This window comes from Amycolatopsis sp. NPDC114478, assembly GCF_055633805.1.
Window position 1 is genome coordinate 102,833 of the sequence record NZ_JBVKDO010000023.1, and the last position, 13,650, is coordinate 116,482.

The 13,650-nt window shown below is 72.0% G+C and carries 16 protein-coding genes; 7 read left to right on the top strand and 9 right to left on the bottom strand.

What is annotated here, in order from left to right:
* Nucleotides 1-8: 8 nt before the first annotated feature.
* Nucleotides 9-797 (bottom strand): enoyl-CoA hydratase/isomerase family protein, encoded by a 789-nt coding sequence (locus ACZ7OH_RS42295; RefSeq protein ID WP_470286053.1) that lies wholly within the window; start codon nt 795-797, stop codon nt 9-11.
* 201 nt (nt 798-998) lie between these two features.
* On the opposite strand from ACZ7OH_RS42295, the gene ACZ7OH_RS42300 reads away from it, so the two are divergent.
* From ACZ7OH_RS42300 to ACZ7OH_RS42315, 4 genes are read left to right on the top strand one after another with little or no spacing between them, the layout of a single operon-like run.
* Nucleotides 999-2,336, top strand: a complete 1,338-nt coding sequence (locus ACZ7OH_RS42300) for an MFS transporter (protein WP_470286054.1) — start codon at nt 999-1,001, stop codon at nt 2,334-2,336.
* Nucleotides 2,333-3,091 (top strand): SDR family NAD(P)-dependent oxidoreductase, encoded by a 759-nt coding sequence (locus ACZ7OH_RS42305; protein WP_470286055.1) that lies wholly within the window; start codon nt 2,333-2,335, stop codon nt 3,089-3,091. The genes ACZ7OH_RS42300 and ACZ7OH_RS42305 overlap by 4 nt, the downstream gene beginning before the upstream one ends.
* Before the next feature lie 22 nt (nt 3,092-3,113).
* Nucleotides 3,114-3,860 carry an SDR family NAD(P)-dependent oxidoreductase gene (locus ACZ7OH_RS42310; RefSeq protein ID WP_470286056.1) on the top strand — a complete coding sequence of 249 codons (747 nt, stop codon included), beginning with the start codon at nt 3,114-3,116 and terminating at the stop codon, nt 3,858-3,860.
* Complete coding sequence (locus tag ACZ7OH_RS42315) at nt 3,857-4,876, top strand: MBL fold metallo-hydrolase (RefSeq protein ID WP_470286057.1); 1,020 nt, start codon at nt 3,857-3,859, stop codon at nt 4,874-4,876. The genes ACZ7OH_RS42310 and ACZ7OH_RS42315 overlap by 4 nt, the downstream gene beginning before the upstream one ends.
* On the opposite strand, the gene ACZ7OH_RS42320 is transcribed toward ACZ7OH_RS42315, so the two are convergent.
* Complete coding sequence (locus ACZ7OH_RS42320) at nt 4,861-5,742, bottom strand: alpha/beta fold hydrolase (RefSeq protein WP_470286058.1); 882 nt, start codon at nt 5,740-5,742, stop codon at nt 4,861-4,863. The genes ACZ7OH_RS42315 and ACZ7OH_RS42320 overlap by 16 nt on opposite strands.
* A 57-nt stretch (nt 5,743-5,799) precedes the next feature.
* Here ACZ7OH_RS42320 and ACZ7OH_RS42325 point away from each other — a divergent pair, with 57 nt between their 5' ends.
* Nucleotides 5,800-6,417 (top strand): TetR/AcrR family transcriptional regulator, encoded by a 618-nt coding sequence (locus tag ACZ7OH_RS42325; RefSeq protein ID WP_470286059.1) that lies wholly within the window; start codon nt 5,800-5,802, stop codon nt 6,415-6,417.
* Between the two features lie 3 nt (nt 6,418-6,420).
* On the opposite strand, the gene ACZ7OH_RS42330 is transcribed toward ACZ7OH_RS42325, so the two are convergent.
* Nucleotides 6,421-7,116 carry an SDR family NAD(P)-dependent oxidoreductase gene (locus tag ACZ7OH_RS42330; RefSeq protein ID WP_470286060.1) on the bottom strand — a complete coding sequence of 232 codons (696 nt, stop codon included), beginning with the start codon at nt 7,114-7,116 and terminating at the stop codon, nt 6,421-6,423.
* A gap of 31 nt (nt 7,117-7,147) precedes the next feature.
* Nucleotides 7,148-7,519 carry a DoxX family protein gene (locus tag ACZ7OH_RS42335; RefSeq protein WP_470286061.1) on the bottom strand — a complete coding sequence of 124 codons (372 nt, stop codon included), beginning with the start codon at nt 7,517-7,519 and terminating at the stop codon, nt 7,148-7,150.
* A gap of 84 nt (nt 7,520-7,603) precedes the next feature.
* Between ACZ7OH_RS42335 and ACZ7OH_RS42340 the strand changes: the two genes are divergently transcribed.
* Nucleotides 7,604-8,107: a MarR family winged helix-turn-helix transcriptional regulator gene (locus ACZ7OH_RS42340; RefSeq protein WP_470286062.1), complete on the top strand. Its 504-nt coding sequence runs from the start codon at nt 7,604-7,606 to the stop codon at nt 8,105-8,107.
* Between the two features lie 30 nt (nt 8,108-8,137).
* Here ACZ7OH_RS42340 and ACZ7OH_RS42345 read toward each other — a convergent pair whose 3' ends face one another.
* Both ACZ7OH_RS42345 and ACZ7OH_RS42350 read right to left on the bottom strand, forming a co-directional pair.
* Entirely contained in the window at nt 8,138-8,542 is a 405-nt protein-coding gene (locus ACZ7OH_RS42345) for a ribonuclease domain-containing protein (protein WP_400890394.1), read from the bottom strand.
* Between the two features lie 112 nt (nt 8,543-8,654).
* On the bottom strand, nt 8,655-9,731 hold the full coding sequence (locus ACZ7OH_RS42350; protein WP_470286063.1) for a DUF5937 family protein: 1,077 nt from the start codon (nt 9,729-9,731) through the stop codon (nt 8,655-8,657).
* A gap of 99 nt (nt 9,732-9,830) precedes the next feature.
* Here ACZ7OH_RS42350 and ACZ7OH_RS42355 point away from each other — a divergent pair, with 99 nt between their 5' ends.
* Complete coding sequence (locus tag ACZ7OH_RS42355) at nt 9,831-11,003, top strand: MFS transporter (protein WP_470286064.1); 1,173 nt, start codon at nt 9,831-9,833, stop codon at nt 11,001-11,003.
* Here ACZ7OH_RS42355 and ACZ7OH_RS42360 read toward each other — a convergent pair.
* The 3 genes from ACZ7OH_RS42360 to ACZ7OH_RS42370 all read right to left on the bottom strand — a co-directional run bounded on the left by ACZ7OH_RS42360 (nt 11,000) and on the right by ACZ7OH_RS42370 (nt 13,610).
* Nucleotides 11,000-11,389 (bottom strand): hypothetical protein, encoded by a 390-nt coding sequence (locus ACZ7OH_RS42360; protein WP_470286065.1) that lies wholly within the window; start codon nt 11,387-11,389, stop codon nt 11,000-11,002. The two genes, ACZ7OH_RS42355 and ACZ7OH_RS42360, sit on opposite strands and share 4 nt — an antisense overlap.
* Nucleotides 11,390-12,009: 620 nt before the next feature.
* Nucleotides 12,010-12,969 (bottom strand): pyridoxal-phosphate dependent enzyme, encoded by a 960-nt coding sequence (locus tag ACZ7OH_RS42365; RefSeq protein ID WP_470286066.1) that lies wholly within the window; start codon nt 12,967-12,969, stop codon nt 12,010-12,012.
* Entirely contained in the window at nt 12,966-13,610 is a 645-nt protein-coding gene (locus ACZ7OH_RS42370) for a helix-turn-helix transcriptional regulator (RefSeq protein WP_470286067.1), read from the bottom strand. Before ACZ7OH_RS42370 ends, ACZ7OH_RS42365 begins: the two co-directional genes overlap by 4 nt.
* Nucleotides 13,611-13,650: the final 40 nt, after the last annotated feature.

A 13,650-nucleotide genomic window follows, 5' to 3' on the forward strand; every position in this document is an offset into this window, starting at 1 on the left:
TCTCGGCGTCAGCGACCGGTCCACTTGGGTTCGCGCTTCTCGAGGAAGGCGGCGACCCCCTCGGCGGCGTCGTCGGAGTTCAGCGTGACGCCGACCGCGAGGTGCTCGAGGACCATGAGGGACGCGATGTCGGCGTCCAGCCCGCGGTCGATCGCCATCTTGGTCAGCTTGAGCTGGAACGGGCTCTTGTCGGTGAGGTGGCTGATGAACTCGTCGACCGTCGCGTCCAGCTCCGCGGCCGGCGCGCTCGCGTTGACCAGGTCGAACTCGTCCGCTTCCTTGCCGGACAGGAGCTTGCCGGTGAGCATGAGCTCCTTCGTCTTCCGGATGCCGAGCATGCGCGGGAGCCGGTAGATCGGCCCGGCGCCGCCGAAGAGAGCGCGGCGGATGTGGAAGTCGCCGATCTTCGCGGCCTCGTCGGCGATCGCGAAGTCGCACGAGATCATGACTTCGAACCCGCCGGCGGTGACGTACCCCTCCAGGACCGCCACGGACGGCTTCGACATGTTGTAGAGCCGGTCGCAGACCTTCGCCGAGACGACCGCGACGTCCATCGCGGTGCTCGTGCCGATGTAGTCGGCCTGCAGGCTGTCGAGGTCGAACCCCGAGGAGAAGGTGTTTTCGCGGCCGCGCACGACCACGACGCGCAGCTCCGCGTCGGCTTCGATCTCGGTGATGATCTCGTCGAGCCGGTGCAGCATCGGCACCGTGATGCAGTTGCGCTTGTGCGGCCGGTTGAACCAGATCCGCGCGATGTGCCCGTCCCGCTCGAACTGGATGTCGTCCTCGACTGCCATGAATCCTCCCAAACTGAACTGACTTCAACTCAGCTTGCACGCCGACCGAAGCGGCGTCAAGGCCGTTCCTGCTGAAAACCGGTAGCGATCAGTCCACGCAGAGTCGCGTACTTGAACTGACCTCAGTTCAGATCTAGGGTGAGCCCGTCGCGGCGGCTGACCCCCGCGACAGCCGATCCGCGCAAGCGCAAAGGAGCGCAGATGCCGACACCGTCGCTTCCCGACCAGGATCGAGTCGCCCGCAGAGCGGGTATCGCCGCCGCGGTCGGAACCGCCATCGAGTACTACGACTTCGCCATCTACGGCTACCTGGCCGTCGTGCTGGCCCCGCTGTTCTTCCCCGGCCAGCACGGACTGCTCGGCGTGCTCAGCACGCTCGGCGTCGTCTCCAGCGGCTTCCTCGCCCGGCCGATCGGCGGGCTCATCTTCGGGCGGCTCGGGGACCGCCGCGGGCGCAAGACCGTCCTCATGGCGACGGTGACCCTCATGGGCATCGCCACCACGCTCACCGGCCTGCTGCCGACCTACCACACCGCGGGGATCGCCGCCCCGATCCTGCTGACCGCGCTCCGCATCCTGCAAGGACTTTCCGCCGGCGGCGAGATCGGCGGCGCCGCGTCGCTGTCCACGGAGTCGGCGCCGACGCGCAGCCGGGGCCTGTTCGGCTCCGCGACCGCGATCGGCATCTCCCTCGGCCTCGCCACGGCCGCCGCCTCGGTGGGCACGTTGAGCGCCGTGACCAGCACGCAGCAGCTGAGCAGCTGGGGCTGGCGCATCCCCTTCCTCCTCGCCGCGCCGCTGCTGGTCCTCGCCGTCCTCTACCGCATGCGCGTCGAGGACTCCCCGCTGTTCCTCCGGATGGTGCGGGAACAAGCCCCGCCGAAGGCGCCGGTCACCGAGGTGCTGCGCCGGCACAAGGCGGGCCTCCTGCGCGTGGTCGGCATCGCCTACTCGACGCAGACCACCGGCGGCATCGCCTCGGTCTACCTCCTCGTCCACCTCTCCGCGGTCCTGCACTACCCGCTGACCGGCGCGCTGTGGCTGATCGTCCTCATCGTCCTGATGCCGCTCGCGCTGATCCCGTGGTCGGGCTCGCTCAGCGACCGCTTCGGCCGGCGGCGCATCCTCGCCGGGGCCATGACGGGGTTCGTGGTGCTGGCCGTGCCGTGCTTCTGGCTCATGCAGCAGGGTTCGCTCGCGCTGGCCATCGTCGCCGCGCTCGTGCTGAACGTGCCCTTCAGCGTCCAGCAAGGCGTCATCTACGCCCAGTACGCCGAGCTCTTCCCGACGCGGGTGCGCTACACGGGCGTGTCCCTCGGCTTCAACATCGGTGGCGTGGTGGGCACCGGGATCGTCTCGGTCGTGACGACCTGGCTCGTCTCCACGACCGGGATCACCCTCGCCCCGGCGTTCTACATCATCTTCGCCGCGATCGTGGGCCTGATCGTGGTCGCGACCATGCGGGAGACCGCGTCCGCCAAGCTTTCGGGCCGTGAAGGCGAAGACACCGTCTCGGAGAGGTCGACGTCGCGATCATGACCCGTACCCCGAACGGCCGGCTCGCCGGTCGCCGCCTGGTGGTGACCGGCGGCGCCGGCGGGATCGGCCTGGCCACCGCGCGCCGGCTCCTCGCCGACGGCGCGACCGTCACCGTGCTCGACCGGGCCACCCTCGACGCGGTTCCCGGGCCGTTCAGCGTGGCGTGTGACGTCGCCTCGCCGGAGTCCGTGGCCGCGGCCATCGAGGACGCCGGGTCGCGGATGGGCGGCATCGACGGGATCGTCACGTGCGCCGGCGCGACCCACGGGTCCTCGGTGGAGGAAACGCCGCTCTCCGCGTGGGAGCGCCTGGTCGGCGTGAACCTCACCGGCACCTTCCTCTGCCTCCGCCAAGCCATCCCCCGCCTGCTCGAGAACGCCGAAAGCGCGATCGTCACGATCGGTTCGGTGGGCGCGCTCGTGGCGGCCGGGAGGTCGGCGGCCTACGACGCGACCAAGGGCGGCGTCCTGGCGCTCACCCGCAGCATCGCGGTCGAGTACGCCGGCCGCGGGCTGCGCGCGAACTGCGTCTGCCCCGGGCTCGTCGCGACGGGCCTGGCGGCCAACAGCGTCGCGGACGCCGCGGGCCTGCGGCCGGACGTCCGCCCGACCGTCGCGGGCCGGGTGCGGCCGCCGGCCGAGCGGGCGGCCGATCCGGCGGAGATCGCGGCCGTCATCGCGTTCGCGCTGTCGGCGGACGCTTCGTTCGTCAACGGCGCCTGCCTCGCCGCCGACGGCGGCTACACCGCCGTCTGACCGCACCACCGAAGGAGACCGAGTGCACCGATTCGAGAACCGGCGCGTGCTGCTGACCGGCGCGACCGGCGGCCTGGGCACGGCCATCGCCACCCGCCTGGCCGCGGAAGGGGCGTCCCTCGCGCTCAGCGATGTCGACGAAGCCGCGTGCAAGGACTTGGCGGACCGCCTCGGCGGCGACGCGGTACCGGTCAAGCTCGACGTCGCCGCCGAAGCCGACTGGCCGGCGGCCCTGGAGGTCGTGCGCGAACGGTGGGGCGCGCTCCACGTCCTCGTGAACAACGCCGGCATCGGCAGCACCGGCACCGTCGAGACCGAAGAGCGGCACCGGTGGGACCAGGTCGTCGCGGTCGACCAGCTCGGCACCTGGCTCGGCATGAAACACGCGGGGCCCGCGATCGCGCGGGCGGGCGGCGGCGCGATCGTGAACGTGGGCTCGATCCTCGGCCGGACGGGCGGCCTCGCGAACAGCTTCTCCTACGCGGCGGCCAAAGGCGCGGTGCGGTCGATGACCATGAACGCCGCCCTGCACTGGGCCACGTCCGGCGTCCGGGTCAATTCCGTGGTCCCCGGCTTCATCGGCACGCGGCAGCTGCTGGACCGCTTCGCGAACACCGAGCGCCACACCGCGATGCTGGCGAACACGCCGATGGGCCGGCTGGGCCGCCCGGAAGAGGTCGCCGCCGCGGTCGCTTACCTGGCCAGCGACGATTCCGGCTACACCACCGGGTCCGATCTGTACGTCGACGGCGGCTGGAGCGCCCGGTGACCGCCGTGAGTCCACAGTGGAGCGAGCCCGGCTGCCACGAAGTGGCCGAAGGCGTGTACCGGATCCCGCTCCCCCTGCCGAACGACGCCCTGCGCGCGATCAACGTCTACGCGCTGACCGACGGCGCCGACCTGGTGCTCATCGACTCGGGCTGGGCGCTCGCCGAGTCGCGCAAGCTGCTCGCCGAGGCGCTCGCGACCCTCGGCGCGGAGCTCGGCGACGTCCGGGAGTTCCTGGTCACCCACATCCACCGCGACCACTACACGCAGGCGGTGGCGCTGAGACGGGAGTTCGGCACCAAGGTCTCCTTGGGCGCGGGCGAACGCCCCAGTTTGCGCCTGGTCGCCGACCCCGGCCTCGACCCGCTCCAGGCCCAGCTCGACGGCGTCCGGCTGGGCGGAGGCGCGGAACTGATCGCCGGGCTTTCCGAGGAGCTTTCGGACGAGGAACCGGAAATCTGGGAACCACCCGACGAGTGGCTGACCCCAGGCCGGCGTTCGGTGCTTCCTGGCCGGGAGCTCGAGGTCGTCGCCACCCCGGGCCACACCGACGGGCACGTCGTTTTCGTGGACGGCAAGGCGAACCTGCTGTTCTCGGGCGACCACGTGCTCCCCCACATCACGCCGTCCATCGGGTTCCAGGCCGCGGCCACCGAACTGCCGCTGAAGGACTACCTCGGCTCCCTGCGCGTGGTGCGGGAGCTGCCGGACCGCCGGCTGCTGCCGGCCCACGGACCGGTCACCGAAAGCGTCCACGCCCGCGTCGACGAACTCCTGACCCACCACCGGGAACGGCTGGACTCGATCCTCGCACTGGTCGCCGCCGGAGCCACGACGGCGTTCGAGACCGCGCTGCGGATCGGCTGGACCCGCCGGGCGCGCAAGCTGCCGGAGCTGGACCCGTTCAACCGGATGCTGGCGGTCTTGGAGACGGGAGCGCACCTGGACGTGCTGACCGCACAGGGCAGGCTCACGGCCACCGAGATCGACGGCGTCCGCTACTACCGGTGCGCCTGATCGCTTGTTCTGGCGAGGATGTCCGCGGCCACCCGCTCGGGGACTTCGAGGTGCGGGCAGTGGCCGACGTCGGGGTACTCGACCAGGTCGGCGTCCGGCCTGCGGCTCCGCAGCTCCCGCGCCACCCTCGGCCCGGACACGGGATCACGCATCCCCCACAGGAACGACAAGGGCACCGGCGATTCCGCGAAAACCGGCTCGAAGCGGTCGCGGTGGGCCGCGCGCTCGGGGATGTAGTGCAGCAGCCGCGCCGTCAGGTCCGGGTCGGGGTGGCCCGCGCGCAACGCGCGGTAGTGCAGTGCGGCCAGCTCGGGGTCCAACGGGTGCCCGGGAGAGAAGATCCGGGACCAGGACCGGGTGAACTGCCGCTCGGTCAGGGAGCGGGCGAGCAGGCTCCCGAGCACCGGCCACAGCGACGCCCGCTGGATCAGCCGGGGCCGGTACTGGTCGGCGTACAGCCCCGCGTTCAGGAACACGCACCGGCCGATCGCGAACGGCAGGTCGCGGGCGAGGAGCTCCGAAGCCACGATGGCGCCGTAGTCGTAGGCCACCAGGGTGACCTTCTCCAAGCCGAGCGACTCGATCAGCGCCTGGGTGAGGTCGGCTTGCTCGAAGACGCTGTAGCGGTGCTTGCGGGGCTTCTCGGACGCGCCGAAGCCGAGGAAGTCGAACGTCACGACGGTGTGCCGGCGCGCCGCGAGCGGCTCCACCCGTGCCCACTCGAACGACGACGCCGGGAAGCCGTGCAGGAACACCACCGGGCTTCCGCTTCCCGACACCCGGTGGAACACCGCGCGGGGCACGCCCCGGACCGGCACCGTGGTCGTCACGCCCCGCCGGTGCCATTCCGTCAGCTGGTCGGTCACGGCTTCACCCACTAACCTAGCGATCGTTAGGTTAAGGATCGGACGGGAGCCGGGCGGATGTCAAGGGAACCGAAGCGGCGGATGTCCGCGGCGAAGCGGCGCGAGGTGATCGTCGAGAGCGCGACCGAGGTGTTCGCCGAACGCGGGTACGACGGTGCGCCGATCGACGAGATCGCCCGGCGTGCGGGGATCTCGGCGCCGGTGCTGTACGACCACTTCCCGTCGAAGCTCGCGCTGTTCCGGGAAGTGCTCGCCGCCGAGTACGCCCGGCTGCGCGCCGCCTGGCAAGTCACCTTCGCCGCCCCGGAGCCGCTGCGGCAGCGGTTCGCCGCCGCGCTCGACGCCTGGTTCGCGCACGTCGAGCAGCGCCGGAAGTCGATCCCCGTGCTGTTCCAGGTCGCCACCGCCGACGAAGGCGCCCGTCAGGCGCAGGTCGACGCCACGCGCGCGAGCCGGGCGGCGCTGGCCCCCTTCGTCACCGACGTCCTGGCCTCGGCCGAGTCCGAAGTGGACGAACTCGGCACGGAAATGCTGATCGAGATCATTGCCGCCTCCCTGCGCGCCCTCGCGCTCTGGTGGCACGACCACCCCGCGGTGCCGCGCGTCAGGCTGGTGGACGCGGCACTCGACGCCCTGTGGCCGGCCGTTGAACGGCGTGTACCACCGTCGTCCTGAGGGTCACCACGGCGAAATCCCGGTGGCGTCGAGGAACCGGCCGGTCGGATCCGCCGCGGTGAACCGCGCGGCCCGCACGATCGGTGCCGCGCCGGCTTCGACGGGCTGCACGCCGGGGAGCGAGTTCATACCGGTCGCCGTGGGGCCGGGGTCGACGACGTTGATCCGCAGGCCCGGGTACGCCTTGGCGTACTGCACCGTCAGCATCGAGAGGGCCGCTTTCGACGCCGTATAAGGGATCTCGACGAGCCGAGACTCCAGCCGGTCCGGGTCGTGGACGCGGCCGAACGATCCGGTGCCGCTGCCGACGTTGACGACGACGCCGTGGGCCGCCTTCTCCAGCAGGGGCAGGAAGGCGTGCATGACCCGGATGACGCCGGTGGTGTTGGTGTCGAAGACCGTCCGCGCGTAGGCGGCGGTCACCTCCGCCACCGGCTTCAGCTCCGGCCGGATGGCAGCGTTGTTGACGAGCACGTCGAGGTGACCCTGTTCGCGCTCGACGAGCGCGGCCGCCGCGGCGACGGAGTCGTCGTCGGTGACGTCGAGGACGAGGGCCCGCGCCCCCAGCTTCGCCGCAGCTTCGGTGGCTTTGCCTTCGTCACGGGCAGCGAGGTAGAGGTAGAACCCGGCGGCGGCGAGCTGCTGGGCGGTTTCAAAGCCGAGGCCGCGGTTGGCCCCGGTCACCAGCGCGATGGGCAAGGAATTCCCTTTCATGGCAACGAAATGCGGATCAGAACGCATACGGCCCAAACCGGCCCCACGCCACCACCGCCGCCAGGACCAGCAGCACCCCGCTCGGCACCAGCGCCGGGAACTCACGCCGCCGCAGGTGCAGCACGACGGCGCCGGCCATCACCAGCGCCAGGCCGGTCGCAGCGAACGGGACCAGGATCGGCGCGACGCCGAGCACGGCGGGCAGGACCAGGCCCAGTGCGCCGAGCACCTCCAGCACGCCGATCGCGTGCGGGGCCCAGGGCGGCGCGTCGGCGGCCCAAGCCTGCGCCGCGACGTACTTCTCGTGCGGTAAGGCGAGCTTGTACGCGCCGGAAAACAGGAAACCGGCGGCGACCAGACCGGCCAGGAACCACAGAACGATGTTCACGACAGATAGTCTACTGAGCAGACGATCTGCTTGACAACTCATCTGTCTTGCAAGTCATCTCGGCCGCCACCTACCATCACGGGGGTGACGCCCCGAGCTTCCGAGCGCAAGCCGCCGGCCGATGAACCCCTCGGCCTGGACAGCGACCTGGGGTGGGCGCTGCGGGTGGTGTCCGGCGCGTTCCGCCGGACCGCCACGAGCTCCGTCGCCGCCTTGCCCGGCGGTCCCCGGGGGTACCTGGTGCTGATGGCGGTCGTGTCCGGGCCACCCCGTTCGCAGCTCGCGCTCGCCCAGCAACTGACGCTGAACAAGACAGTGATGACCTACCTGCTCGACGACCTGGAAGCCGAGGGGTTGCTCAAGCGGCAGCAGGACCCCGTCGACCGCCGGGCGCGTCAGGTGCTCATCACGGAGAAGGGAACGCGGGCGCTGAAGGAGGCCCGGGAGCGCCTCGGCAAGGCGGAGGCGCAGCTGCTGGCCGATCTGGAGCCGGCCGATCAACAGCAGCTGCGGACGTTGCTGGAGCGGGTCGCGCGGACCGCCCACCAAGAAGGGGAAAACCCCGAAGACTGCCGTCTCCGGGGCTGACCTTCCGGCGCGAGGCTTTCGCCCGCGGGCTCAGATCTTGTAGAAGTCCGTGTAGTGGTTCGGCGAGAACCAGACCACGCCGGTGGTCAGGTCGACGATGATCCGGTACGCGTCGCGGGCCGCCCCGCAGGTGCGCGGGTAGACGTCGAACTCGCGGAACGAGTGGCCGGCCGGGAGCTCGCCTTCGCGGTTCTGGTAGGTACCGCCCGCGTAGCTGCACTTGCCGCCGGGCCAGTCGTACCAGCCGCGGGTACCCGGGTAGCCCTTGGCCTGCCAGGTCGAGTTGGCGGAGCGCGCGTCGGTGCACCGGGACTGCGTGCAGGAGCTGTATACGGTGGCGTCGGCGGCGGGGGCGGCGACACCGAGCACGGCGGCCACCGCGGTGACGGTGACGGCGAGCCGTTTCACGGTCCGGGAAAGCGTCAAGGCGGGCACGGAACCTCCTCGTCTCGTACGGGCACGGGAATGCTGGCCGACGCGCATCGCCGGAAGGGAACCGGGAACCTGCCGAACCGGTGAACTTCCGGCGACGTCCCGTGTCCCGCGCTCAGCGCAGCACGGCCGCGAGCAGGTCGGACCCCAGCGCCGTCAAGTCGGGCACGTTGACGGTGTACCGGACGTACCGCCCCTGCCGCCGGGGCGTGACCAGGCCCGCGCGCCGCAGAACCGCCAGGTGGCGGGAAACCTCCGGCGCCGACAGGGCCCACGCGCGGGCCAGCTCGCCGGTCGTGTGCGGGCCGCGGGCCAAGGTGCGCAGCAGCCGCAGCCGGACCGGGTGCGCCAGCGCCTCCAGCCGCAACGTGACCGTCTCCAGCGGGACCGGCTCCGGCGCCGCCACCGGGTACTGCACCACCGGCTGCCACCCGGGCGCGTGCACCGCCACGAGGTGCGGGTGGCCGAAGACACTGGGAAGGAACGTGACGCCGGCGCCGTCGGCCACGATCGCGTTGTCCTGCAGCTTGTCCACGAGGATGCCGGTGCCGTCCGGGGACAGCATGACCGCGCCGGAAACCGACGTGAGCGCCGCTCCGATGCCCTGGCGCCGCAACAGGTCGGTCTTCCGGCGCACGTCGGTGGCAAGGTGTCCGGAGACGCCTTGCCAGGCCGCGTCGAAGAACGCTTCGGCGCACTGTTCGAGGGTGTCCCGCACCCGCGTCCGCACGGCGGCCGGGTCCGCGAGCAGCCGTTCCGCGAACGCCTCTTGCAGCGCCCCGCGGGCCTGGGCCAGGTCCAGGGCCCGCTCGCGGGCCGTCGCGTCCGCGAGTGGCGACGGCGCTCCGAAGTGGACGCGGTTGCTGCCGCACGTCGTGGTGAGCGCGGCGGTCACGTAGGTTTCGTCGTCGATCCGGTCCACGTCGTCCAGTTCTTCGGCCAGCGTCGGCCGGGGCCGGGCGGGCACCAGGAAGTCGGCTCGCGAAGAGCGCCACAGGAACTCCGCCTCCCGCAGCCGCTCGGCCAGTTCCGGCCGCAGCCCCGCCCAGACGTCCGCGGCCCAGCCGGCGAGCTGCGGGTGGTGCCCGGGCTCGGCCAGGACGTGCAGCATCGCCGTCAGCTCGGCCAGCGGCGACGCCGCGAACCGCAGCCGCCCGGCCGGCAGGGCGCTGATGTCGATCCGCACGGTCATGCCCGCATTCTCGCTGGCCGCGCGGCGGACGACGACGTCGGTTGACGGAGTTCGTCAACCGGCGTGGCGGAACCGGTGGACGAACGCACTGTGGACGCCATGACGACCCAGATCCGGCCGCGTGCCCTCGTCCGGGCTTCCGGCGGCCCCCGCTACGCCGTCGCGCTGGCCGTGGACGCGCTCGGCACCGGCCTGCTGCGGCCTTTCCTGCTGCTCTACGGCGTGCTGGTGCTGGGGCTGTCCGCGCCGGCCACCGGCGTCGCCATGACGGCCGGGGTCGTCGTGGGCCTCGGGTGCATGCCCGCGGTCGGCCGCCTGCTGGACCGCGGCGTGCGCAGCACGGCCGTGGCCGCGTCGATGCTCGTGCGCGTGGTGGGGGTCGCGCTGCTGCTCGCCACCCCCGCGGGCGACGTCGGGCTGTTCGCGACGGCGGCGCTCTTCCTCGGCATCGGCAACCAGGCGTGGCCGGCCGCCCACGCGGCGCTCGTGGCCACGGTCGCCCACGGACGCGACCGCGACGCGGCGCTCGCGGGAGGCCGCGCGCTGCGCAACGCCGGGCTCGGGGTGGGTGGGCTGCTCGCCACGGCGTGCCTGGCGGGCGGCGCCACCGCGTTGCACGCACTGGCCGTCGGCACCGGGCTCGCCTACCTCGTCGCGGCGGCCTTGGCGTGGTCGGTCCACGTCCGCGCCCGGCCGGCCGCCACCCCGGCCACCGCCGGCGGACCCGCACCGCGGCTGCGCGGGCTCCTCGCCGCCAACGTGGTCTACGTGTTCTGCCTCAACGTCCCCGAAGTCGCGCTCCCGCTGATCCTGGTGACGCAGCTGCACGCGTCTCCGGTGTGGCCGGCGGCCGTCTTCGTGGCGAACACGGTGCTGGTGGTCACGCTGCAGGTGCCGGTCACCGTCCTGATGGCCCGCTTCGCCCGGCGGACGGCGCTGGCCCTCGGTGGCGTGGTGATCACCTTGTCCTACCTCGGTTTCCTCGCCGCGACGCCGTGGGGCGCCCCGGCCGTCGCCGTGGTGTCGGTGGTCTGCACGCTCGGCGAGATCGTCTACGCGGGCAGCGCCACCGCGCTCGTCACCGCTCTCGCGCCGGACCACGTCCTGGGCCGCGCTCTCGCCCGCTTCCAGCTCTCCACGGGTTTCGGGTTAGCCGTCTCCCCCGCGGTCATCACCGCACTCGCCGCCCGCGGCTCGGCCGTCCTCTGGGGCAGTCTCGCGGCGGCGACGCTCGTCTCGGCTTCCGCTGTCGCGACCGAGAAGGAGCGTTAGTTCGGCGGCTGCTGGTAGTAGTTGACGGGCCCCGGGTACGGCCCGAAGGCGGCTCGCGCACGGCCGCTCTTGACGACCCCGATCGCGACCAGCAGCCAGGAAAGCACCGCGGCGCCGTCGAGCGGAACGCCCACGGCCAGGAAGATCACGTTGATGTCCGCGGCGCTCAGGTGGTTGGCCCGGATCCACGAAGGCGCGTTCAGCGAAACGAACTGCCACGCGATACCCGCGACCGTCGCGACGAGCACAACGGCGAAGGCGGCAACGAGCAGACCGGAGACACCCCGGGCGCGTCCCTTGATCGAAAAGATCAGGCCGAGCACACCGACGACGAGCAGCAGCACGCGCGGGATGACCTCGATGGTCGTCAACACCAGGGGCGTCATGCGGCGATGGTAAGCGGTGACGCCGTCCCGCGTGGCGCTTTCGGCGAAGGCGGGGTCAGCCTCGCCGGAGGTTGCCGAGCACGAACTCGGCCATCTTCGCCATGCCGCCGCAGCGGTCCTTGTCCCAGTAGCTTCCCGGGAGCTCGCTCGCGCGATCGATGTCTCGGTCCACGGGTCCAGCTTGCCGTCCTGCTTCAGCTCGGACACCGACAGCTCCGCCAGCGTCTTCGGGCTGTAGATCGGCTTCACGACCGAAACGGTCCCGCCGAGCGGCAGTCCCCAAGAGCACCCGGGCGAGGACGAGCCGGTCGTCCGGCCCGCCGGGATCTCGTTCGGCGGATCGGCCACCGCGGCCGCGGCCTGCTCAGTGGTCGGCAGGCCGCACGGATCGGCGTCGAACTTCGCCAGATCGAGGAGACGGTCGACCCGGGTCAGCGGCAGCGGGGCGCCGGTCTGGGCCGGAGCAGGCGGTTGGGAAAGCAGCCGCTCCGGTGCCGACGGCCCGTACCCGGTGACCAGACTCCCCGCTGCGATCCCCGCGGTGCGGAGCCCCCACCCGGCAGGTCTCCGACGCATGGTCGAGCGTCTCGGGTGACCCCGCCGCGGCGGGGTCACGCCGGCTACCGCGCGATCAGCTCCGCGAAGCGTTCCGGGCTGATGTTCCCGCCGCTGATAATCACCCCGACCCGGCCGGACGCGGCCACCCGCCCGTCCATCAGCGCGGCCAGCCCCGTCGCGCCGCTGGGCTCCAGGACCAGCTTCAGGCGCTCGAACGCGAACCTCATCGCCTCGCGCACGGCGTCGTCCGAAACCAAGGCGATGTCGTCGACCAGGTTGCGGTTGATCGAGAACGTCAGCTCGCCCGGGATCGAAGCGGCCTGGCCGTCGGCGATGGTGCGCGGGACCGGGATCGAAACGCGTTCGCCCGCATCGAGGGAGCGCTTGGTGTCGTCCCCCTCCGCAGGTTCTACGCCGACGACGCGGATCCCCGGCTGCAGGGCCTTCGCGGCGGTCGAACTGCCCGCGATGAGACCGCCGCCGCCGACCGGGACGACCAAGGTGTCGACCGGGCCTGCCTCTTCGAGCAGTTCCAGCGCCGCGGTGCCCTGGCCGGCGATGACGTGCGGGTGCTCGTACGGCGGGATCAGCGCCAGCCCCCGCTCGGCCGCCAACGCCTCGCCGAGCGCGACGCGGTCGCCCGTGTACCGGTCGTAGGTGACGATCTCGGCACCGTAGCCGCGGGTTGCGTCCACTTTGGACTTCGGAGTGTCCTCGGGGACGAGGATGACCGCGCTGCTCCCGAGCTCCCGGGCGGCGAGCGCGACGGCCTGGGCGTGGTTGCCCGACGAGTACGCGGCGATCCCCTTGGCTAGCTGCTCCGGCGAGAGCCGCGAGGCGGCGTTGTACGCGCCGCGGAACTTGAAGGCCCCGATGCGCTGGAGGTTTTCGCACTTGAGCAGGACTTCGGCGCCAACGAGGTCGTCGAGGGTGCGCGAGCGCACGACCGGGGTCCGGTGGGCGACGCCGGCCAGCCGGGCGGCGGCGTCGCGGATGTCGTCGAGGGTCACGGGCGGGGTCATGGTGCTCCTTCGGCGCGGACTTCGGCGAGGTAGGCGTAGGCGGAGGCGCGGGAGATGCCGATCCGGGCGGCGACCTGGGGCACCGCGCGCCGGACGGCGAAGACGCCGCGCCGGTTCAGGCTGCGGAAGAGCTCGAGGCGTTCTTCGCGGCTGAGTGCGGCCCACGGCTTGGCGAGGCGCAGCTGGTGTTCGTCGACGATCGCGTCCACGACGGCGTCGACGTCGTCGCCGAACGTCGTCGTCGGCGCTTCCGCGGCCGTCCCGACGTCGGCGAGCTCGCCGACGAGGGTCCGCAGCTGCCCGAGCGCGGTGACGTCGAGGTTGACGCACAGCGCGCCGAAGACCGCGCCGCCGCTGTCGCGCACCAGCATGGTCGAGGACTTAACGAGCTTCCCCGACACGGTGCGGGTGACGTAGTTCAGCCGGTCCTCGGCGTCGTCCCCTTGCGCCAGCAGGCCCATGCCGATCTCGCTCATCGCCCCGCCGACGCTGCGTTCGGTGACCGAGCCGGCGATCGCCACGACCGACGCCTCCGGACGGCGGAAGTCGTGGACGACGACTTCGCAGAACGAGCCCAGGGTCGCGGCGATGCCGTCGGCCACCGGAGCCAGCGCGGCGAGGATGGCGTCCCGCTCAGACATCGCGCACCCGGGCGAGCGCTTCGACTTCGACGACACCGCC